Annotated in this window: 17 protein-coding genes; 14 read left to right on the top strand and 3 right to left on the bottom strand. The window is 68.8% G+C overall.

The features are described 5' to 3' along the window. The first annotated feature begins 1 nt into the window (after position 1). The 5 genes from ACSQ8Y_RS29210 to ACSQ8Y_RS29230 are packed head-to-tail and all read left to right on the top strand — an operon-like array spanning position 2 to position 7,217. Entirely contained in the window at positions 2–892 is an 891-nt protein-coding gene (locus ACSQ8Y_RS29210; RefSeq protein ID WP_436270083.1) for a WxcM-like domain-containing protein, read from the top strand. After that, entirely contained in the window at positions 893–1,321 is a 429-nt protein-coding gene (locus ACSQ8Y_RS29215; protein WP_436270084.1) for a GtrA family protein, read from the top strand. Continuing rightward, positions 1,318–3,618 carry a DUF7024 domain-containing protein gene (locus ACSQ8Y_RS29220; protein WP_436270085.1) on the top strand — a complete coding sequence of 767 codons (2,301 nt, stop codon included), beginning with the start codon at positions 1,318–1,320 and terminating at the stop codon, positions 3,616–3,618. The genes ACSQ8Y_RS29215 and ACSQ8Y_RS29220 overlap by 4 nt, the downstream gene beginning before the upstream one ends. Then, complete coding sequence (locus ACSQ8Y_RS29225; RefSeq protein ID WP_436270086.1) at positions 3,590–5,932, top strand: DUF7024 domain-containing protein; 2,343 nt, start codon at positions 3,590–3,592, stop codon at positions 5,930–5,932. The genes ACSQ8Y_RS29220 and ACSQ8Y_RS29225 overlap by 29 nt, the downstream gene beginning before the upstream one ends. 7 nt (positions 5,933–5,939) lie before the next feature. Continuing rightward, positions 5,940–7,217 (top strand): acyltransferase family protein, encoded by a 1,278-nt coding sequence (locus ACSQ8Y_RS29230; RefSeq protein WP_436270087.1) that lies wholly within the window; start codon positions 5,940–5,942, stop codon positions 7,215–7,217. Here ACSQ8Y_RS29230 and ACSQ8Y_RS29235 read toward each other — a convergent pair. Both ACSQ8Y_RS29235 and ACSQ8Y_RS29240 read right to left on the bottom strand, forming a co-directional pair. Then, entirely contained in the window at positions 7,181–8,143 is a 963-nt protein-coding gene (locus tag ACSQ8Y_RS29235; protein WP_436270088.1) for a glycosyltransferase family 2 protein, read from the bottom strand. The two genes, ACSQ8Y_RS29230 and ACSQ8Y_RS29235, sit on opposite strands and share 37 nt — an antisense overlap. Continuing rightward, positions 8,140–9,690: a DEAD/DEAH box helicase gene (locus ACSQ8Y_RS29240; RefSeq protein WP_436270089.1), complete on the bottom strand. Its 1,551-nt coding sequence runs from the start codon at positions 9,688–9,690 to the stop codon at positions 8,140–8,142. The genes ACSQ8Y_RS29235 and ACSQ8Y_RS29240 overlap by 4 nt, the downstream gene beginning before the upstream one ends. Positions 9,691–10,027: 337 nt before the next feature. Between ACSQ8Y_RS29240 and ACSQ8Y_RS29245 the strand changes: the two genes are divergently transcribed. From ACSQ8Y_RS29245 to ACSQ8Y_RS29265, 5 genes are all read left to right on the top strand, one after another. Then, the gene (locus ACSQ8Y_RS29245; RefSeq protein ID WP_436270090.1) at positions 10,028–13,099 is read left to right on the top strand and encodes a diguanylate cyclase; all 3,072 of its coding nucleotides are present in this window, start codon (positions 10,028–10,030) and stop codon (positions 13,097–13,099) included. A 12-nt stretch (positions 13,100–13,111) separates the two neighbouring features. Continuing rightward, positions 13,112–13,309, top strand: coding sequence for an oxidoreductase-like domain-containing protein (locus ACSQ8Y_RS29250; protein ID WP_436270091.1), 198 nt, complete (start codon positions 13,112–13,114; stop codon positions 13,307–13,309). 204 nt (positions 13,310–13,513) lie between these two features. Further along, entirely contained in the window at positions 13,514–14,833 is a 1,320-nt protein-coding gene (locus tag ACSQ8Y_RS29255; RefSeq protein WP_436270092.1) for a class I SAM-dependent methyltransferase, read from the top strand. 170 nt (positions 14,834–15,003) lie between these two features. Then, positions 15,004–16,320: an NRAMP family divalent metal transporter gene (locus ACSQ8Y_RS29260; protein WP_436270093.1), complete on the top strand. Its 1,317-nt coding sequence runs from the start codon at positions 15,004–15,006 to the stop codon at positions 16,318–16,320. 29 nt (positions 16,321–16,349) lie between these two features. Next, complete coding sequence (locus tag ACSQ8Y_RS29265) at positions 16,350–16,691, top strand: hypothetical protein (RefSeq protein WP_436270094.1); 342 nt, start codon at positions 16,350–16,352, stop codon at positions 16,689–16,691. Here ACSQ8Y_RS29265 and lpxO read toward each other — a convergent pair. Beyond that, the gene (gene lpxO, locus ACSQ8Y_RS29270) at positions 16,678–17,577 is read right to left on the bottom strand and encodes a lipid A hydroxylase LpxO (RefSeq protein WP_436270095.1); all 900 of its coding nucleotides are present in this window, start codon (positions 17,575–17,577) and stop codon (positions 16,678–16,680) included. The two genes, ACSQ8Y_RS29265 and lpxO, sit on opposite strands and share 14 nt — an antisense overlap. 150 nt (positions 17,578–17,727) lie before the next feature. Here lpxO and ACSQ8Y_RS29275 point away from each other — a divergent pair, with 150 nt between their 5' ends. The 4 genes from ACSQ8Y_RS29275 to ACSQ8Y_RS29290 all read left to right on the top strand — a co-directional run bounded on the left by ACSQ8Y_RS29275 (position 17,728) and on the right by ACSQ8Y_RS29290 (position 20,385). Continuing rightward, complete coding sequence (locus ACSQ8Y_RS29275) at positions 17,728–19,299, top strand: GMC oxidoreductase (RefSeq protein WP_436270096.1); 1,572 nt, start codon at positions 17,728–17,730, stop codon at positions 19,297–19,299. A 65-nt stretch (positions 19,300–19,364) separates the two neighbouring features. Next, on the top strand, positions 19,365–19,604 hold the full coding sequence (locus ACSQ8Y_RS29280) for a type II toxin-antitoxin system Phd/YefM family antitoxin (RefSeq protein ID WP_436270097.1): 240 nt from the start codon (positions 19,365–19,367) through the stop codon (positions 19,602–19,604). Beyond that, complete coding sequence (locus ACSQ8Y_RS29285; RefSeq protein WP_436270098.1) at positions 19,601–20,029, top strand: type II toxin-antitoxin system VapC family toxin; 429 nt, start codon at positions 19,601–19,603, stop codon at positions 20,027–20,029. Before ACSQ8Y_RS29280 ends, ACSQ8Y_RS29285 begins: the two co-directional genes overlap by 4 nt. Before the next feature lie 26 nt (positions 20,030–20,055). Further along, positions 20,056–20,385, top strand: a complete 330-nt coding sequence (locus tag ACSQ8Y_RS29290) for a hypothetical protein (protein WP_436270099.1) — start codon at positions 20,056–20,058, stop codon at positions 20,383–20,385. Positions 20,386–20,391 lie beyond the last annotated feature (6 nt).

The raw sequence follows: 20,391 nt of genomic DNA on the forward strand, positions 1-20,391 counted from the left end.
CATGCAGCGCTCTCCCTCCTCCTCCCCCTCCGCCGTGGTGCACGACGGCGCCCAGGTCGACGCCGGCGCCGTGCTGGGCGACTACGTGGTGGTGTACGCCGGCGCCGAACTGGCCGCCGGCAGCGCCGTGGCCGGCTTCACCCAGGTCTGGTCGGGCGTGCGCCTGGAGGCGGGCGCGCGCCTGGCCGCCGGCGTGACGCTGGAGCAGCCCGACGACGCCAGCGGCCATACCGTGTTCGGCAGCCAGAGCAAGGTCGGCGCCGGCGCCACCATCTGCGCCGGCGTCAAGGTCGGCCTGGGCGCAGTGGTCGAGGCGGGCACCGTGGTGAACCACGACGTGCCGCCCTACGCTATCGTGTCCGGCTCGCCGGCCCGCATCACCGGCTACGTCGAGCACCTGGCCCAGGCCGAGCGCGCGCACTGGCACCGCCAAGCCGACTTCCCGGCCGTCCAGGCCACCGTGCCGCTGGGTGTGGGCGGCGTGACCCTGCACCGTTTCAAGGCCGTCAAGGATCCGCGCGGCGACCTGTCGGTGGGCGAATTCGTGCGCGAAATCCCGTTCGAGCCCAAGCGCTATTTCCTGGTCTACAACGTGCCCACCGAGAAGACGCGCGGCGAGCACGCCCACCACAAATGCCACCAGTTCCTGATCTGCGTCAAGGGCAGCTGCGCGGTGGTGGTCGACGACAACGAGTCGCGCTGCGAAGTGCTGCTCGAATCGCCCGACCAGGGCATCTACCTGCCGCCGCTGACCTGGGGCATCCAGTACAAGTACTCGCACGACGCCGTGCTGCTGGTGTTCACCTCCGACTACTACGAAGCGGCCGACTACATCCGCGACTACGACCAGTTCTCGGCCGTGGTGGGCGCCAAGCCGAAACAGGGCGCCTGAGTGGGCCGGCGGGCAGTCCTGGCGCGCTGGGCGCGCTTTGGCGCCGGCGGCGCCATCAACACCGGCTTCAGCTACGGGCTTTACCTGCTGCTGGCGCTGGCCCTGCCCTACCAGCTGGCCTATCTGCTGGCCTACGCGGCCGGCGTGGTGTTCTCCTACTGGTTCAACGCGGTGGTGGTATTCCGCGTGCCGCTGTCCTGGGCCGGCTTCCTGGCCTTCCCGGTGGTGTACGCGGTGCAATACCTTATCTCGGCCGCCCTGCTCGGCCTGCTGGTCGAATGGCTGCGCGTGCCGCACAAGCTGGCGCCGCTGGCGGTGGCCGTGTGCATGGTGCCGCTCAGCTACGCGATCAGCAAACTGGTGCTGGCCTGGGCGGCGCGGCGCGCCGCGCCCGGCCCGGCCAATATTACAACTACGGAAATGAAATGAAAATCGACCATGAATTCGCCGGCGCGCCAGCCCTGGCGCCGCAATCGCTGGGCGCGGTCGCCCGCGCCGAATGGCGCTGGTGGGTACCGGGCGCGCTGTTCTGCTTCCTACTGGCCAGCCTGTTCGTCAGCGGCTGGCCGCAGGGCCTGATCCCCCAGCTGTCCGCCCCCTACGGCTACTCCGGCGACGTGCTGAGCCACTCCTGGCTGATCAAGCGCGTGGCCGAAGGCTGGGTGCTGACCAACCCGCACAGCGGCTTCCCCTTCGGCTCGGACTTCCACGACTACCCGGGCGCCGACGTCGGCAGCCTGCTGGTGTTCAAGCTGATCAGCTTCTTCAACAGCGAGTGGCAGGCCATCTTCAACCTGTACTTCCTGGGCGGTTACGCGGCCAGCTTCGTCAGCGCCTTCCTGGTGCTGCGCGCGGCGCGCGTTGAGCGCCCGCTGGCGGCCGCCGCCGCCGTGCTGTTCGCCTACCTGCCCTTCCACATGTTCCGCATGGGCCACCTGTTCTACACCTGGTACTTCGTGGCGCCGCTGTTCTTCCACTGCGCGCTGCGCAGCGCAGACGGCCAGCTGTGGACCGGCAAGCTGCCGGCCAAGCTGCTGACCGCCGCCGGCCTGGTCGCCATGGCCAGCTTCGGCGTCTACTACGCCGCCTTCGGCGTGCTGGTGCTGGGCACCGTGGCCTTCGCCGGCGCATGCCTGGGCGACGGCCGCGCCTTCAAATCGGCCGCAGCCGCGTGCTGCGTGGTGGTGCTGGGCGTGCTGCTCAACGTCGCCCCGCACCTGGTCTACAAGCAGCTGCACGGCCCCAACCCCGAGGTCGCGGTGCGCCCGGCCGCCGACAGCGAAACCTTCGGCCTGAAGCTGACCCAGATGCTGATGCCGCGCTACGGCCACCGCAACGCCAAGCTGAACCATCTGGCCGAGGAATACCACACCAAGATGCCGCTGGTGAACGAGAACTTCACGGCCGCGCTGGGCCTGGCCGGCGGCGCCGGCTTCCTCGGCATGCTGGCCGTCGCGCTGTCGGCGCTGGCCGGACGGCGCCACGCGCGCACCCTGCAGCTGGTGGCCATGGCGGTGCTGGTGCTGTTCCTGTTCGGCACGATAGGCGGCCTGGGCACGCTGTTCTCGCTGACCATCTCGACCTCGATCCGGGGCTGGAACCGGATCAGCGTGTTCATCGGCTTCGGTGCGCTGATGGGCCTGGTGCTGCTGCTGCAGGGCGGGCTGGCGCGCGTGGCGCGTGCGCGCTACGCGGCGGCCACGCTGGCCGGCGGCGCGCTACTGGGCGCGTTCGGCCTGTGGGACCAGGGCGGTAACGGCGCCTGCCTGCCATGCCAGACGCAGATCACCGAGCAGATCAAGCAGGAGAAAGCCTTCGTCGGCGCCATCGAAGCGGCGCTGCCGCGCGGCGCGGCGGTCTACCAGCTGCCCTACATGGCCTTCCCGGAAACGGCGCCGCAGCACAAGGTCGACATCTACGACCTGATGAAAGGCTATCTGCATTCGAAGGACTTGAAGTGGAGCTATGCGGGCATGAAGGGACGCGAAGGCGACCTGTTCTTCCGCAGCCTGGCGACGCAGCCGGTGGAGCGCCAGGTGGACATCATCCGCAAGCTGGGCTTTAGCGGCGTGTACCTGGACCGCGGCGGCTACGCCGACAACGGCAACGCCCTGGTGGCCGGCCTGACCGCGCTGGCCGGCGCGCCGGTGGCGACCCGGGCCGACGGCCAAGTGGTGTTCTTCAAGCTGCCGCCGGGCCCGGCGCCGCTGGCGCTGGAAGGCAAGAGCGCGCGCGACATCGTGCGCGCGGCGTACGGCGGCCAGCTGGACGCGCGCTCGCTGGCCGCGGGCGCCGAGTTCTCGCACGAGATCCTGCCGCCCTTCGTGGCCGGCGTGCGCGGCCTGTCGGGCGTGGAACCGTGGGGCCGCTGGTCGGACGCGGGCCAGCACCCTTGGGTGGAACTGGACTTCATCGAACCGCTCACCAAGCGCTTCACGCTGGTGCTGACCGTGCAGCCCTTCGGCCCGAACACCGGCAAAGCCATGATCGTCAGGATAGGCAAGCAGCAGCACAGCGTGACCTTGCTGCCGGGCGCGCAAAGCTACCGCCTGCCGGTCGACCTGGGCCAGGACAGCGCGCGCAGCATCGTGCTGGTGCCGCCGCAGCCGGTGTCGCCGCGCGAACTCAACGCGGGCGCCGACGAACGCAAGCTGGGCATAGGCCTGGTCAAATTCGCCATCGAACTGCAGGACAGCAATGCCAACAATGACAGCGCAGCAAAATAAAGGCGGGCTTGCAGACCTGCCGCAAGACCGGCTGCAAGGCCAGCTTCAAGGCCAATCGCAAGGCCAGCTTCCACTGGGCGCCGTGGCGCGCCGCGAGTGGCGCTGGTGGCTGCCGGGCGCGCTGTTCTGCGTCCTGCTGGCCAGCGTGCTCACCAGCGGCTGGCCGCACGGCCTGATCCCCGACCTGGGCACGCCCTACTGGTACACCGGCGACGGCCTGGGCCACGCCTGGCAGATCAAGCGCGTGACCGAGGGCTGGGTGCTGAGCAACGGCCGCAGCGGCTTCCCCTTCGGCTCCGACTTCCACGACTACCCCGGTTCGGACGCCGGCAACCTGCTGGTGTTCAAGCTGATCGGCCTGTTCAACGGCGACTGGCAAGCCATCTACAATCTGTACTTCCTGGCCGGCTTCGGCGCGAGCTTCGCCAGCGCCTTCGTGGTGCTGCGCGCGGCCAGCCTGGAGCGCCCCTACGCGCTGGCCGGCGCCGTGCTGTTCGCCTTCCTGCCCTTCCATTTCGAGCGCATCGCGCACCTGTTCTACACCTGGTACTTCGTGGTGCCGCTGTTCTTCCACTGCGCGCTGCGCATGGCGGACGGCCGCCTGTTCGAAGGCAAGCTGTTCAGCCAGCCGCGCGCCAGGCTGCTGGCCGGCGCCGGCCTGGTCGCGATCAGCAGCTTCGGCGTCTATTTCGCCCTGTTCGGCGTGCTGCTGTTCGGCACGGTGGCCCTGGCCGGCGCCCTGCGCGGCGACTGGCGCCCCGCCGGGGCGGCCGCGCTCGCGTCCGGCTGCGTGGCGCTGGGCGTGCTGCTCAATGTGGCGCCCAACCTGGCCTACAAGCTGGACCATGCACCCAATCCCGAGGTAAGCAGCCGTCCCATCGCCAACGGTGAAATCTTCGGCTTCAAGCCCATACAACTGCTGCTGCCGCGCGACGGCCACCGCAGCACCACCCTGCGCGCCATGCACGAGCGCTACCGCGACAGCATGCCCCTGGTCAACGAGAACAACACGGCCTCGCTGGGCGCCGTGGGCGCCGCCGGCTTCCTGGCCCTGATGGGCGTGACCCTGTCGGCGATGGCGGGACGGCGCCACGAGGCCCGCCTCAAGCTGCTCGCGCTGATCACGACGGTGCTGTTCCTGTTCGGCATCATCGGCGGCTTCGGCTCCCTGTTCACCATCCTGGTCTCGGACTGGGTCCGGGGCTGGAACCGCATCAGCGTCTACATCGCCTTCGCTTCCCTGCTGGGCCTGATGCTGATGCTGCAGGGCTGGATGCAGGGGCGCGCCGGCCGGCGCTGGCTGCCGCCTGCCGGCGCCCTGTGCGGCGCGCTCATCGTGTTCGGCTTGTGGGACCAGAGCGGCTACACCTCGCGGCCCTTCCGCGCCGCGCTGGCGCAGGAAGTGAGCCAGGACCGGGCCTTCATCGGCGCCATCGAAGCGGCGCTGCCAGCCGGCGCCGCCGTCTACCAGCTGCCCTATATGCGCTTCCCCGAGGCCGAGCCGCTGTTGAAGATGTCGGCTTACGACCAGGTGAAGGGCTTCCTGCACTCGCGCGCGCTGCGCTGGAGCTACGCCGGCATGCGCGGGCGCGAGGGCGACACCCTGTTCCGCACCCTGTCCAGGCTGCCCATCGAACGCCAGCTGCCCGTGCTCGGCCGGCTCGGCTACAGCGGCGTCTACGTCGACCGCGGCGGCTATGCCGACAACGGCGCGGCCATCGTGGCCAGCCTTTCCGCCGCGACCGGCGCGCCGCCCGCGCTGAGCCGGGCCGACGGCCGCATCGTGTTCTTCCGGCTGCCGCCGCCGGCCAACGCGCCGGCCAAGCTGGCCGGCATGAGCGCGCGGCAGCTGCTGCAGACAGCCTACGGCAACGCCGCCGGCACGCTCAACACCCCCGAGGTTCTGGCAGCAGGCATCCACTTTGCGCAGGCCGCGTGGCCGGACTTCGTGGCCGACGTGCGCGGCGTGTCCGGCCCCGAGCCGTGGGGCCGCTGGTCCGACGCCAGGCTGCACCCCGCGGTGCAGATCGAACTGGCCGAGCCGCTGCGCCAGCCTTTCACGCTGGTGCTGACGGTGGCGCCCTACGGCCCCAACGCCGGCCAGCCGCTGGCCGTGCGCGCCGGCGCGCAGCAGCTCAGCGTGCCGCTGCAGCCGGGCGCGCAGACCTACCGCCTGCGCATCGACCCGGCCGGCACGCCGCTCGGGCTGATCGAGCTGGCGCCGCCGCAACCGGTGACGCCGCGCTCGCAGGGCGGCGGCAACGACGAGCGCCTGATCGGCATCGGCCTGCAGCATCTTTCCATCGAACCCTGAGACGCCCATGCAATCGACACTCGCCCCTGCCTCCGCGCAGCGCTTCCCCTTCATCGAGGGCTTGCGCGGCGTCGCGGCCTGCCAGGTGCTGCTGCTGCACTATTGCGCCGCCTTCCTGCCCGTGCTCGCGCGCGTGCCCGGCAGCGCGCATTTCGAGGCCGAGGCCGCGCTGAGCCGCTCGCCGCTGTTCGCGCTGTTCGACGGCTATTCCTCGGTCTACCTGTTCTTCGTCATGAGCGGCTTCGTGCTGGCGCCCTCGTTCCAGTACGCGTCCGCCGGCGCGGCCCGCCTGCTGGCCAAGCGCACCTTGCGCCTGTTCCTGCCGGTGGCGGCCGCCGGCCTGCTGGCCGTGGCGCTGCTGCTGTTGCTGCCGGACGCACACCAGGCCGCGCAGGGTACGGCCCAGTCCGGCTGGCTGGCGGCGCTGGGCCACAATCCGCTGGGCGCGGCCGCCGTCGCGCGCGACGTGCTGCTCAATTCCATGCTGACCGGCTATGTGGGTTCCTCGCTGTTCGAGGGCTGGTCCGGCTGGCCGGCGCTGCTGGCGCCGGCGGCCATAGACCAGGCGCTGAACGCGCCGATGTGGACGCTGCACGTGGAGTTCTGGGGTTCGCTGCTGGTGCTGGGCCTGGCGCTGCTGCGCCGCAGCCTGCCGGGCCGCGCCTTCTGGCTGCCCTTCGGCGCCCTGGCGCTGGCGGCCGGCACCAGCCACTACCAGCTGTTCATGCTGGGCTTCCTGCTGTACCAGCTGCGCGCGCCGCTGCTGGCGCCGGCGGTCCAGGGCCAAGGCCGGGGCCGGACCCTGGCCTGGCTGGGCGGCGCGCTGGCCGCGCTGGGCCTGGCCATCTGCGTGGCCAAGGACGTCAAGGCCGCCAGCCTGCTGCTGGCCGCGCTGCGCCCGCTCACGCTGATGCAGGCGGCCAGCGACTTCCACTGGCAGAGCCAGCTCGGCGCGGCGCTGATCTTTGTCGGGGTGCTGATGTGCGCACCGCTGCGGCGCGGCTTCGAAGGGGGGCTGGCCTTATGGCTGGGCAAGGTCTCGTTCAGCGTCTATCTGCTGCACTTCCCGCTGCTGCTGACGGTGGGCTGCCTGGTGTTCGCGGGGCTGGCGCCGGTCTCCTACGGCCTCGCTTGCGCCGCGGCGCTGCTGCTGGGCGGGGCGGCGACCTTCGCTGCCGCCGCCGTGTTCCAGCGCCAGGTGGACCGCCGCTCGGTGCGGCTGGCGGCGCGCATGACGCCGCCGGCCGGTTACGGCGCGCTGCGCGGCGCCGGCGCCGGCACCTGAAGGTAGGCGAAGCGCTTCTGCTCGATGCGGCCCTTGGTGACCGTGTCGAGCACCAGGCCGCAGGACAGCAGCAGCACGCCCAGCAAGCCCAATCCCACGCACAGCACGGCCGTCGGCAGGCGCGGCACCAGGCCGGTGCGCATATAGGTCTCGAACAGCGGCAGCGCCAGCACCACCGACAGCAGCGCGCTGGCGAAGGCGGCGGCGCCGAAGAACTGCAGCGGCTTTTCGTTCTTGAACAGCTTGACGATCATCCACAGGATGCGGGTGCCGTCGCGGTAGGTGCTCAGCTTGCTGACCGAGCCTTCGGGACGGGATTTATAGACGGTCTCCACCTCGGCCACCGGCATGCGCAGTTCCAGCGCGTGCACGGTCAGCTCGGTCTCGGTTTCGAAGCCGGCCGCGTGCGCGGCGAAGGACTTGGCGTAACGGCGCGAGAACACGCGGTAGCCGGACAGCATGTCGGTGAAGGCGTTGCCGAACACGGCGGCCACGCAGCCGGTCAGCAGCTTGTTGCCGAAACGGTGGCCGAAGCGGTAGGCTTCCCGCTCCTCGGTGACGCGGGTGCCGACCAGCATGTCCAGCCCCTCGGCCACCAGGCGCGCGGCCAGCTGCGGCGCCACGCTGGCGTCGTAGGTGTCGTCGCCGTCAACCATGATGTAGATGTCGGCTTCGATGTCGGCGAACATGCGGCGGATCACGTTGCCCTTGCCTTGCTGGGCCACGCTGCGCACGACGGCGCCGGCGGCCCTGGCGATGGCCACGGTGTCGTCGCTCGAGTTGTTGTCGAACACGTACACCGGCGCGCCCGGCAGGCAGGTGTTGAAGTCGCGCACGATGGCCGCCACCGTCAGCGCCTCGTTATAGCAAGGCAGCAGGATGGCGATGCGCTGGTGCTGCAGTATGCCGGCCGTCAAGGCGCTCACAGCTTGCGCAAACCACCCAGCAAGGCTGCCACTTTCTGTTTCGGCTTGCTGGACGAAGGCAGCGGCGCAGGGGCCGGCGCCGTGCTCTTGGCGGGTTCGTAGGGCTTGAGGAACCAGGGGTCGACCTTCTCGCGGCGCGGCAGCGGGCCGGAACCGGAACGGCTGCGCTCGGGACGGGCGCCGGCGTAGCCGGTGCCGGGACCGGTGCTGCTGCGGACGGTGTCGGCGCTGCTGCGGCTGGAGTCGGCGCCGGCGCTGCGCGCCTCGCCTTCCGGACGGCGGCTGCCGTGACGGCGTTCGCCGTGCCGGTCGTCGCGTTCGCCGCGCGCGGCGGAGGGCGCGAAGCCTTCCAGCTCGCCGCGCTTGATGGTCTGCTTGATCAGCTTTTCGATGTCGACCAGCAGGCGCTCATCCTTCTCGGTGTAGATCGAGATGGCGTCGCCCGAGGCGCCGGCGCGGCCGGTGCGGCCGATGCGGTGCACATAGTCTTCCGCGTTGTACGGCAGGTCGTAGTTGATGACGCAGGGCAGGTCCGAAATGTCGAGGCCGCGCGCGGCCACGTCGGTTGCCACCAGCACGTCGATCTCGCCCTTCTTGAACGATTCGAGCGCGGCCATGCGTTCCTGCTGCGTCTTGTCGCCGTGGATGGCGGTCGCTTTCATGCCTTCCTGTTCCAGGCTGCGCGACAGGCGCGAGGCGCCGATCTTGGTGTTGGAGAACACGATCACCTGCTTGAGCTCGCGCTGGCGCAGGATGTGGGCGACCACGTCGCGCTTGTGCTCTTCGCTGACCTTGTACACCACCTGCGTGACGCGCTCGGCGGTGGCGTTGCTGCGCGCCACTTCGATCAGCTGCGGGTCCTTCAGGAAGCTGTTGGCCAGCTTCTTGATCTCGCCCGAGAAGGTGGCCGAGAACATCAGGTTCTGGCGCTGCTTGGGCAGCAGGTTGATGATGCGCTGCAGGTCGGGCAGGAAGCCCATGTCGAGCATGCGGTCGGCCTCGTCCATGACCAGCATCTGCACCTGGCCGAGCGAAATGTTCTTCTGCTCGATGTGGTCCAGCAGGCGGCCCGGGGTGGCGATGACGATCTCGACGCCGGCCTTCAGGGCCACGGTCTGGCCCTTCATGTCCATGCCGCCGAACACCACGCAGGAGCGCAGCGGGGTGAATTTGCAGTAGGCGGCCACGTTCTCGGCCACCTGCACCGCCAGTTCGCGGGTCGGCGTCAGGATCAGCGCGCGCACCGGGTGGCGCGCCGGCGACATGGAGCTGTTGGCGTGCGCCAGCAGCAGCTGGATGATGGGCAGCGAAAAACCGGCGGTCTTGCCGGTGCCGGTCTGGGCCGCGCCCATCACGTCGCGCCCTTGCAGCACCACGGGGATGGCCTGGGCCTGGATAGGCGTCGGGTGGACGTAGCCTTGCGCGGTCAAGGCGCGCAAAATGTCGGGCGACAGCCCGAAGTCGGCAAAGCGGACTTGCTCGGCCTCTGGAGCAACGGCTGGCGCCGGTTCGGCTTCTGGCAGGGGAGTGTTCTCGATGTCGGACATAAGTTTTTCAGTAAACAGCACTACAGCAAAGATTTCCGCAAACGGCGGCGTGGGCAAACCCATCCGGCATGTTAGCTGCTTCAGGCACTCTACGCTCCGAGGCGATGTCTGACAGGCACGAGGGGAGGCGGGAGGACAGCAGGGCGGGGGTCGCCCGCGCGGATATGGATACAAATTCAGCGGCCTACACGATACCCTAAATTTCCGCTACTGTACACGGAAACAAGGTACATCGGCCAATTCTATTACAGCAATGAAATGTATAATGGCAATGATGTCAAGCCCACTTTCCTCTCTTTCCCGCCTCCCCGCCCTGTTGCGCACCGGCTGTCTGTGGGTGTTGGCAACGCTGTTGCTGGCCGCCAGCCTGGCCCAGGCCGCCCCGCCCTCGCTGCGCTTCAAGAAGCTGGGGCCGCTGGACAACGACGAACCGTCGATGCTGTCGCTGCTGCAGGACCGCCAGGGCTTCGTCTGGATCGGCACCTATAGCAACGGCCTGTACCGCTACGACGGCTACCAGGCGGTCAAGTATGCGCACCGCCGCAACGACCCGCGCAGCCTGCCGCACGACCGCGTGGCGGCGATCTTCCAGGACAAGCGCGGCCGCCTGTGGGCCGGCACTTCGAACGGCCTGGCGCGCTACAACCCGGACAGCAACGATTTCACCGTGTTCGCGCCGCCGGCCGGCCCGGCCAACCGCCTGATCGTCAAGAACATCATTTCCGACGGCAAGGACGGCATGTGGGTGGGCACCTGGGGCGGCCTGCAGCACTTCGACCCGGACAGCGGCAAATTCACCGTCTACGTGCACGACCCGGCCAGGCCGGACAGCCTGGGCAGCAACGACCTGAACGCGCTGGCGCTGGACGCGGCCGGCGGCCTGTGGGTGGCGACTTGGCCGGGCGGGGTCGACCACCTGCCGGCCGGCGCCAGCGCCTTCCGCCATTACCGCCTCGACAGCGACGAGCGGCCCGACAGCCGCGGCAACATCGTGCGCGCCATGCAGTTCGACCGCGACGGCACCTTGTGGCTGGGCACCGAGGCCGGCGTGGCCAGCTGGGACAGCCGCCAGCCCTGGGCGCCGCGCCGCCATCCGTCCAGCCCGGCCAGCCGCATCACCAGCTTCTTCATCGACGGCAGCAACACCTTGTGGGCCACCACCTTGTCGGCCGGCCTGCTGCGCTGGAACCCGGACCAGCGCAGCTTCGAGCAGTACCAGCACCAGTCCGACGATCCTTATTCGCTGCCCGGCAACAACCTGCGCGCCATGCTGCAGGACCGCGGCGGCATGCTGTGGGTGGCCTCCTTCACCGACGGCATCGCGCTGGCCAACCTGAGCAGCAGCGGCTTCCGCCGCCACGTGCCTTACCGCCTCGACCGCCAGGGCTTGCCGGGCACCAACGCGCTGCTGGCGCTGACGGCGGCGCCGGACGGCCAGGTCTGGCTGGCGGCCAACCTCGGCCTGAGCCTGTACGACCCGGCCAGCGGCGCGGTGCTGAAGAGCTACCGCAGCGAAGGCGGCAAGGAAGGCAGCCTGAGCCACGACATCGTCTACAGCCTGTACCAGGACGTGGCCAGGGACGGCAAGGGCAAGAGCGGGCCGCTGTGGGCCGGCACCGCCAACGGCCTGAACCGGCTCGATGCCGACGGCCGCTTCAAGGTGATCCGCTTCGGCAACACTGCCAGCGACTATATCAACGCCATCGCGCCCGGCAAGGGCGGCCTGCTGTGGCTGGCCACCGGCAACAGCCTGATCCGCTACGACATCGCGCGCGGCAGCCACCACATCTATTACAACGACCCGGCCGACGCGGCCACCCGCAGCGTCAACGGCACCTCGACGGTGCTGGAGGACCGCGCCGGGCGGGTGTGGGCCGGCTCGGAATGGAACGGCGGCGGCCTGGACCTGCTGGACCCGGCCAGCGGCAAGTTCCGCCACCTGCGCCACGCGCCCGACAGCGCCGCCAGCGCCGGCAACCCCGGCCTGTCGGACGACAACGTGTCCAGCCTGTACGAGGACGCGCAGGGCCGGCTCTGGGTCGGCACCGCCAAGGGCCTGGACCTGGTGACGGTGGACGCGGCCAACAATCTGCACGTCCAGCCCTACGCGGCGGCGGTCGGTTCGGGCAAGGTGCTGTCCATCCAGGGCGACCGGGACGGCAGGATCTGGGCCAGCACGATCGCCGGCCTGTACCGGCTGGATCCGGCCACCGGCAATGTGGACCGCTACAGCCCGGCCGACGGCCTGACCGACGGCTACACCACCAATTCCTCGGCCGCCGGCAGCGACGGCACGCTGTACTTCGGCGGCGTGCACGGCATGACGGCCGTGTCGCCGCGCGCGGTGCGCAGCGACACCGTGGCGCCGCAGGTGGCCGTCACCGACATCACGGTGTTCAACCGCTCGCTGGGCGAGGGCCAGCACAGCGAGGGCGCCGAGCTGGAGGGCGCGGTGACCGCGCCGCGCGTGCTGACCCTGTCGGCCCAGGCCTCGGTGTTCTCGATCGAGTTCGCGGCGCTGCACTACACCGACCCGGGCCAGAACCGCTACGCCTACCAGCTGGCCGGCTTCGACCGCGAATGGGTGCTGACGGACGCGGGGCACCGCAACGCCAGCTACACCAATTTGAACCCCGGCACCTATACCTTCCGGGTGCGCGCGGCCAACCACCGCGGCGTGTGGAACGCCGAGCCGGCCACGCTGACCATCGTCATCACGCCGCCGTTCTGGCAGCGCTGGTGGTTCCGCACGGCGCTGGGCATGCTGGTGCTGGGCGGCCTGCTGGCCACCCACCGCTGGCGCATCCGGCGCCTGACGCGGCGCCAGGCCGAGCTGGCCGGGCTGGTGACGGCGCGCACCGCCGAGCTGGAGGAATCGAACCGCAAGCTGGCCGCGCTCAGCACCACCGACGGCCTGACCGGGGTGAGCAACCGGCGCGGCTTCGACGCGGCGCTGGCGGCCGAATGGCGGCGCGCCGCGCGCACCGGGCAGACGGTGGCGCTGTCGCTGCTCGATGTGGACCACTTCAAGAAATATAATGACCGCTACGGCCACCTGGCCGGCGACACCTGCTTGCGCACCGTGGCCGAGCTGATCACCATCCACGGGCGGCGCACCAGCGACATCGCGGCGCGCTACGGCGGCGAGGAGTTCGCGCTGCTGGCGGCCGCCACCAACGCGGCCGACGCTTTCGGCGTGGCGCGCGAGATCTGCGCCGAGTTGGCCAAGCTGGCCATCCCGCACGAGGATTCGCCGTTCGGCATCGTCACCATCAGCATCGGCGTGGCGGTGCTGACGCCTGACGAGGACAACACGGCGGAAATGCTGGTGCAACTGGCCGACCAGGCCATGTACCGCGCCAAGGACAAGGGCCGCAACCAGGCCTTGCTGGCGATCGATGGGGAATAGATGGGGAATAGTATGAGTATGGAAACCGCGCAGCCGGCCGCGCCGGCCGATCCGGACGCGGCGGATCCGCGCCCCGAGGCGCCGGAGCCGCCGGGACCGGACGACTGCTGCCACAGCGGCTGCACCTGGTGCGTCGACACCCTGTACCAGGACGCGCTGGACGAGTACCGGGCCAAGCTGCAGGCCTGGCTGCAGCGCCATCCGCAATAGCGAACGGCAGCGCAACACGGTAACAGGCACGGCAACAAACATAGTAACAAGCACAGTAACAAGCACAGCAATAAGCGCAGCCAGCAACGCAGCGTACGGCTGCGTACGGCTGCGTGCGCCGTTGCACGAACGCGGGCGGCAGTGTAGCATTCCCGCCTACCCGGCCTTACCGCCTTCTCCACGTCAAGTCCGCCCCGGCCTCCCATGATCAAAACGATTTCCAGTTTCTTCAAGACTTCCGCGCCCGCCGCCGGCACCACCGCGGCGGCAGAACCGACGGCGCCGGAACCGGCAGCCGCAGCGCCGGCGCCTGCCCGCCCGCCCCTGCCTGAACTGCCCGCGCTGCGGCACCGCCGCTTCCTGTCCGACAACCCCTTCGCCTACAAGAAGGCGGTCGAGGCGGCGGCGGCCTACGTGGCCATCCTGGAGGACGACGGCGACAAGTGGTGGCTGTACTCCAAGCCCTTCGACCAGCGCCAGCACAACCAGCAATACTACCGCCTGATGTACGATGTGCTCAACATCCTGCAGGCGATGGACGTGGCGCCGCGCGGCCGCATCCTTGAAATCGGCAGCGGCCCCGGCTGGATTACCGAGATCCTGCTGATGCTGGGCTTTTCGGTGGACGCGCTGGAACCGGCGGCCGACATGGTGGACGTGGCCGTCGAGCGCACCGCCGGCCTGGCCCCCCACTACCGCCAGCCCTCCCCGCCCGACGTGCGTTTCCACACCACCACGCTGGAAGACATCGCCCTCGAGGACGGCGTTTTCGACGCGGTGCTGTACTTCGATTCCCTGCACCATATCCACGACGAGCACGCGGCCATGGAGAAGAGCTTCCGCTACCTGAAACCGGGCGGCGTGGTCGGCGTGGTCGAAGCCGCCTGGCATCCGGACTTCAAGGAGCTGGAGGCGGGCCTGATGGCGGAAATGGCGCATTACGGCACGCTGGAGAATCCCTTCTCGATCGAATACCTGGATGCGCTGCTGGAACGCGCCGGCTTCGTCGAGATCCAGCGCTATGTGGGCGTGAACGGCTATTTCACCGCGCCGCAACTGGCCCAGCCGCTGCAGAATTTCGGCGCGCCCATCGTCGGTTCGAACAATGTCACGGCGCGCAAGCCCTCGCTGGCGGAGATGCAATACCCGCCCTGCACCCGGATGGACTGCGCGACGGCCGCCCGCATCGCGGTGACGGCCGGCGGCATCGATGAGGAGCGGCGCCAGGCCACCGTCGAGGCGGTGCTCGAGAATACGGGCGCGACGCTGTTCTCCAACCGCCCCGCGCGCGCCGGCTACGTGACGCTGGCCTTGCGGCGCGGCGTGCCCGACAGCGACGGCTTCCTGGAATGCCGCGAACGCCACCCGCTGCCGGCCACCCTGGCGCCGGGCCAGAGCGCCAGCATGCGGCTGGTGTTCACGCTGCCGCCGGAGGCGCCGCTGGACGGCTGGGAACTGGACGCGGTGGCCGAAGGCGCGTTCTGGTTCTCCAGCCTGGGCATCGCTTCCGGCGCGCTGCGCTAGCGGCCGCTACCCATCGCCGCGCCCATGCCCGGATGGCGTTGCCTCCGAGGAACGGCGAAAACAGCCGGACAACGCCGCAGACGACGATAGGCTTGGCATCCCTGCGCGATATAAGCGGTCTAGTGCGTTGCCGTACCGAAGTCCCCGGCGCGGCAATTTAGTATAGCCTCATGAACGCGCCCGATTCCTCCCTGCTGAAGCAAGATCCGCCACCGGACACCGGCGCCGACGGCAAGGCCGACGCGTCCTGGCTGGCCAAGCTCGGCCCCGGCCTGGTGACCGGCGCGGCCGACGACGACCCTAGCGGCATCGCCACCTATTCCCAGGCCGGCGCGCAGTTCGGCTTCGGCCTGCTGTGGAGCATGCTGCTGACCTATCCGCTGATGGTGGGCATCCAAATGGTGAGCGCGCGCATGGGCCGGGTGACCGGCCACGGCCTGGCCAGCAACATCCGGCTGCACTGCCCGGCGGCGCTGCTGTACGCCGTGGTGGGCCTGCTGCTGGTGGCCAACACCATCAATATCGCGGCCGACGTGGCCGCCATGGGCCAGGCGCTGCGGCTGCTGGCCGGCGGCCCGGCGCCGCTGTACGCCGCCGGCTTCGGCCTGCTGTCGCTGCTGCTGCAGATCTTCGTGCCCTACACCCGCTACGTCACCTTGCTCAAATGGCTGACCCTGGCGCTGCTGGCCTATGTGGCGACCTTGCTGGTGGTGCGGGTGCCGTGGGGCGAGGTGCTGCGCGCTACCGTGCTGCCGCGCGTGAGATGGAACCGCGACTACCTGACCACCATCGTGGCCGTGTTCGGCACCACCGTCAGCCCCTACCTTTTCTTCTGGCAATCGTCGCAGGAGGTCGAAGAGCTGCGCGCCGACCCGGACGCGCAACCGCTCAAGCGCGCCCCGCAACAGGCCGGCACGCAGCTCCGGCGCATCAAGCTCGACACGCTGGTGGGCATGGGCTTTTCCAACCTGGTGGCTTTCTGCATCATCCTGACCACGGCGGTCACCCTGCACGCGCACGGCGTGCGCGAGATCACCTCCTCGGCGCAGGCGGCGTCGGCGCTGCGGCCGGTGGCCGGCGAGTTCGCCTTCCTGCTGTTTAGCGTGGGCATCATCGGCACCGGCCTGCTGGCGATCCCGGTGCTGGCCGGTTCGGCCGCCTACGCGGTGGCAGGGGCCTTGGGCTGGAAAAGCAGCCTGGAGGCGGCGCCGTCGGCGGCGCGCAAGTTCTACGGCATCATCGCCGCAGCCACGCTGGCCGGCGTGGCCATCGGCTGGGTCGAGGTCGATCCGATCAAGGCGCTGTACTGGAGCGCCGTCATCAACGGCGTGATCGCGGTGCCGGTGATGGCGGTGATGATGCTGCTGGCGGGAAGGCGCAAGGTGATGGGCGAACTGGCGGTGGCGGGCGTGCTCAAAGCGCTGGGCTGGCTGTGCACCGGCCTGATGGCGCTGGCGGTGGTCGCCATGCTGGCGACGATAGGGTAAGCTGGGGTTTTCCCCACCGGAATTCCGCCATGTGGACACGACGCAGGCTGGCCCCGATATTGCCGCTTCTACTACTGGCCCCGCTACTGGCCCCGCTGACTGCGCTGGCCGACGGCAGGCCCTTCCCGCCCGGCACCAAGCGCGGCACGATGACGCCGGCCTGGCACCCGGCCATCATCATCGACGGCAAGACGCGCACCTTGTCGCCGGCCGCGCGCATCTTCAACCAGGACAACACCATCGAGATGCCGGCCAGCCTGCGCGGGCGCGACCTGGTGGTGAACTACCAGGAGGACGCCGACGGCCTGATCCTGAACGTGTGGCTGCTCACGCCCGAGGAGGCGGCGCAGCGCCCGGTCACAGGAAGATGATGGCGGCGGCGACGCCGGCGATCAGGCCGACCTTGGTCAGCTTGTAGGCGGTCTTGTTCCAGGCCTTGTAGCGGCGGCGGTACTGGCCGGCCACGAAGGACACCTTGAACAGCTTGCTCACCATGCCGGTCTGGTCGCCGGTCTCGTTGGGCGAGGCGGCCGCCGTCATCATGGTGCGGCCCAGCCAGCGGTTGACCGCCTGCGCCCAGCGGTAGCGCATCGGGCGCTCGATGTCGCAGAACAGGATGATGCGGTCGCTCTCGCTGCCGTTGATGGCCCAGTGGATGAAGGTTTCGTCGAACATTACCGGCTGGCCGTCGCGCCAGCTGTGGCGCTCGCCGTCCACGTCGATGAAGCAGCGGTCGTCGTTCGGCGTGGCCAGGCCCAGGTGGTAGCGCAGCGAACCGGCGAAGGGGTCGCGGTGCGGGTTCAGCTTGCCGCCCGGCGGCAGCTCGGCGAACATCGCGGCCTTGACCGAGGGAATCGATTTGAGCAGCGCGTAAGTCTGCGGGCACAGCTGCTCGGCCGACGGGTGGCTGGCGTCGTACCACTTCAGGTAGAAGCGCTTCCAGCCGTTCTTGAAGAAGGAATTGAAGCCGGCGTCGTTGTTCTGCTCGGCGGCCTTGATCTTTTTCAGCGCCAGCAGGTTCTCCGCCTCGGCGCGGATGATCTGCCAGTTCTGCTGCAGCGGCTCGAGCTCCTTGAACTGGTCCAGCGCCAGGTAGGGCTTGGACGGCACCTTGGAGAACACGTGCATGAACAGGTTGATCGGCGCCATGAACGACGAATGGTCGAACAACTGGCGCATGAAGGGCAGGCGCACCTTGCCCCGGAAGTGGATGTGAAAGATCGATAACAGGTAAAACGTAACCAGTGCCAACTTCATGGCGCCTCCAGCTTGCAGAATCCACCATGATATCGTCAAACGGGCCCTTCTGCCCAATTCCCCCTATTCTGGCTTGGTGAGTATTGGTGACAATATTAATGAAAAAACAGTGCAGAATAGCTGGACTTATCTATCAAGCTGGAGACGGGGATGAGCCATGCGTTAAGCGGACAGCAGGATCCGCGCGTGCCGCCGGTGCTCGACCAGGTGTATTGCCTGACCGAGGCGCAATGGCAGCAGGCCCGCAGTGCGCTGCGCTTTGACTACATCGTGGCCGGCGGCGGCAGCTGCGCGCTGGCGTTCGCCGAGCGCATGCTCAGGCAGCGCCCGCACGCCGCCATTTTGCTGCTGGACGGCGGCGCGGCGCCTGGCGCGGTGCGCGCCGGGGACGGCGCCAGCGTCTGGTGTCCGCGCCCCACCTCGGACGAAATGGCGCACTGGCCGCCGCAGACCATCCTCGCCGCGCAAGCCAATTTCGCCTCCGCCGAACAACTGCTGAACGTGGTGCGGGCCGACTGCATCTTGGCCCCCCGCGGTGCGCCGGCGTATGGCGCGCTGCAGGAGGGGCTGCAGGAAATGCTGGCCGACAACCTGGGGCAGGTCGAGAGCGCCACGCGCAGCATGGCCGCGCCGCTGGCGCTGACGAGACCGGCGCACGGACTGGCGAATAGACGGGCGAATGGGCTGGCGGACGGGCTGGAATTCGACCTGGAATTCCGCCTGACGCATAGCTTGGCGCCCTGCTCCGCGCCGGCTCCGCTGCAGGCCCTGGTCCGGCAGCAGCAGGCACTGGCGCAGCAAGGCCGGGGCACGCCGCTGCGCATCGCCACCGGCTGCGCGGTGCGGCGCCTGCACCGGCTGGACGGCAAGGTGACCGCGCTGGATACCGGGCGCGGCCGGCTCGAAGTGGGCGACGCGCAAGTCATCCTGGCGATGGACGCCGTGCCCGCCGCCGCGCTGCTGATGGACGCCTTCCCGGAGCAAGAGCAGATCGGCCAGCGCTACACCGGCCACTTCATCAGCACATTGACCGCGCGGGCGCCGCGAGCGGCCTATCCATTCGCAGCCACGCTGGGCGAGCTGGAGATGGCGGCCCTGTACCTGGCGGGCAAGAACAAACAAAGCGGCATGCAATACCACGTGCAACTGACGGCGCTGTCGGACCGCGCGCCCGAGCGCAACGCCGCGCGCGCGCTGCGCCACCTGCCGGACGCGCTGGCCAGCATCGGGCCGGCGCAGCTGGCGTCGTCGGCCGAGCACGTGGTGTTCGCCTGCGCCGTGCTAGGCGAGCTGGACTACCGCAACGGTGAAAACCGCCTGCGCCGCGACGGCACGCCCGAGGTGCAGCCCAACGCGGCCGACCGCGCCACCTGGGACACGATGGACGAGGCCGCCTTCCAGCTGCTGGAACTGGCGCTGGCCGGCGGCGCGGCGGTCGAGTACTGGCACGAGGAAGAGCAGGCGTGGGATCCCACGCGCCCCGCCGAGGCGCAGCGGCGCCGGCCGGGGCTGGTGCACGAGGGTTCGGCGCTGTGGATAGGCGAGCAGCAGGAAGGCCCGGTCGGCCTGGACTACAGGCCGCACGGCGTGGACAACGTCTACATCACCGGCGGCGCGCTGTGGCCGGCCGCCGGCTCATGGAACCCGGAACTGGCCATGGTGGCGCTGAGCCAGGACTTGGCCGACGGCTTCCTGCGCGGTGCTGCGCAACACTGTGTTTAACCTGCCTCACTCGTCCCGCATCAACTATCCTGGAATAGCGGTATCAGCAAGCGATAGGAACGGCCATGCATAGCTACGCAATTTCCGAAGCAAGTACCAGTCTAGCCATGCTGATCGAGCAGGCGAAACGTGGCGAAAGAGTCATGCTCACTGACGCAGGCCGAGCTGTCGCCGAAATAGTGGCAAGCCCGGAGTTCAACAAAAAGCAGACTATTGAAGCAATATCGGCGATCAAAGCCCTGCGTACCGGCAGCATCGACGAGGAGCCGTTTAGGCGAATGCGGGTCCAGGGCCGCTACGAATGACACGCGGCTTCATATTGGATGCGTCCGTCAGTATGCGTTGGGTACTTTTCGACGGAACTGTTTCCGATCGCGCTTACGCCGACTCTATCCTCGAAGCGATGGTGGAAAACAGAGCAACCGTCCCGTCACTTTGGTATACCGAAAGTACTCAAGTGTTACGCTGCGCTGAAGACTGCGGTCAACTCACCGCCGCGACCTCTGACGCCTTTATGCGCCAAATAAGGCGTATGCCGATAGACGTGGATACCGTTCGCCCTCAAAGTAGTCAACAAGCAGTAGCCGCAGCTTCCAGAAAATTTCGCATTTCAGCTTACGATGCGCAGTACCTTGAGCTGGCGAGCAGATTGAAGTTACCGATTGCGACGCTGGACATGGCGATGCGAAAGGCCGCGTCCAAGGCCGGCGTTGCGATCTACCGTCCATAAAGAACTCATCCGGCTACAATGCTGCGATGGCAAGCAAAGTTCCCAACAAAACTCCGAAATTCCCCGGCCCGCTCAGTGGCCGCGCGGCCGTGCTGGCGGTGCTGCTGTCGAATGCCGACCAGACCGGCGCAGAGCCGCTGCAAGGCCGCGTCTCGCTGGCTGCCATCGTCAAGATCTTGAAACGCAAATATCACTGGCCGATCGAGTCCAGCAGCTTTCCAGCCAACACGGGCGACGGCCGCGCCACCTGGGCCACGGTCTATAGCCTGGCGCCGGACGTCATCGCCGCTGCGCTGGAGGCCGGTGGCGCGGACTGGCTGGAGAGCCGCAGGCTGGCCAAGCGCGCGCCCCGCTAATACGCT

The sequence above is a fragment of the Pseudoduganella sp. LjRoot289 genome, from assembly GCF_964252925.1.
Classification (GTDB): Bacteria; Pseudomonadota; Gammaproteobacteria; order Burkholderiales; family Burkholderiaceae_D; genus Rugamonas.

Coding starts and splice junctions, on each gene's coding strand:
- lpxO (WP_436270095.1), bottom strand. CDS start 17,577: ATGAAGTTGGCACTGGTTACGTTTTACCTGTTATCGATCTTTCACATC.
- ACSQ8Y_RS29260 (WP_436270093.1), top strand. CDS start 15,004: ATGAACGCGCCCGATTCCTCCCTGCTGAAGCAAGATCCGCCACCGGAC.
- ACSQ8Y_RS29290 (WP_436270099.1), top strand. CDS start 20,056: ATGGCAAGCAAAGTTCCCAACAAAACTCCGAAATTCCCCGGCCCGCTC.
- ACSQ8Y_RS29255 (WP_436270092.1), top strand. CDS start 13,514: ATGATCAAAACGATTTCCAGTTTCTTCAAGACTTCCGCGCCCGCCGCC.
- ACSQ8Y_RS29265 (WP_436270094.1), top strand. CDS start 16,350: ATGTGGACACGACGCAGGCTGGCCCCGATATTGCCGCTTCTACTACTG.
- ACSQ8Y_RS29240 (WP_436270089.1), bottom strand. CDS start 9,690: ATGTCCGACATCGAGAACACTCCCCTGCCAGAAGCCGAACCGGCGCCA.
- ACSQ8Y_RS29250 (WP_436270091.1), top strand. CDS start 13,112: ATGAGTATGGAAACCGCGCAGCCGGCCGCGCCGGCCGATCCGGACGCG.
- ACSQ8Y_RS29275 (WP_436270096.1), top strand. CDS start 17,728: ATGAGCCATGCGTTAAGCGGACAGCAGGATCCGCGCGTGCCGCCGGTG.
- ACSQ8Y_RS29225 (WP_436270086.1), top strand. CDS start 3,590: ATGCCAACAATGACAGCGCAGCAAAATAAAGGCGGGCTTGCAGACCTG.
- ACSQ8Y_RS29220 (WP_436270085.1), top strand. CDS start 1,318: ATGAAAATCGACCATGAATTCGCCGGCGCGCCAGCCCTGGCGCCGCAA.
- ACSQ8Y_RS29280 (WP_436270097.1), top strand. CDS start 19,365: ATGCATAGCTACGCAATTTCCGAAGCAAGTACCAGTCTAGCCATGCTG.
- ACSQ8Y_RS29230 (WP_436270087.1), top strand. CDS start 5,940: ATGCAATCGACACTCGCCCCTGCCTCCGCGCAGCGCTTCCCCTTCATC.
- ACSQ8Y_RS29210 (WP_436270083.1), top strand. CDS start 2: ATGCAGCGCTCTCCCTCCTCCTCCCCCTCCGCCGTGGTGCACGACGGC.
- ACSQ8Y_RS29285 (WP_436270098.1), top strand. CDS start 19,601: ATGACACGCGGCTTCATATTGGATGCGTCCGTCAGTATGCGTTGGGTA.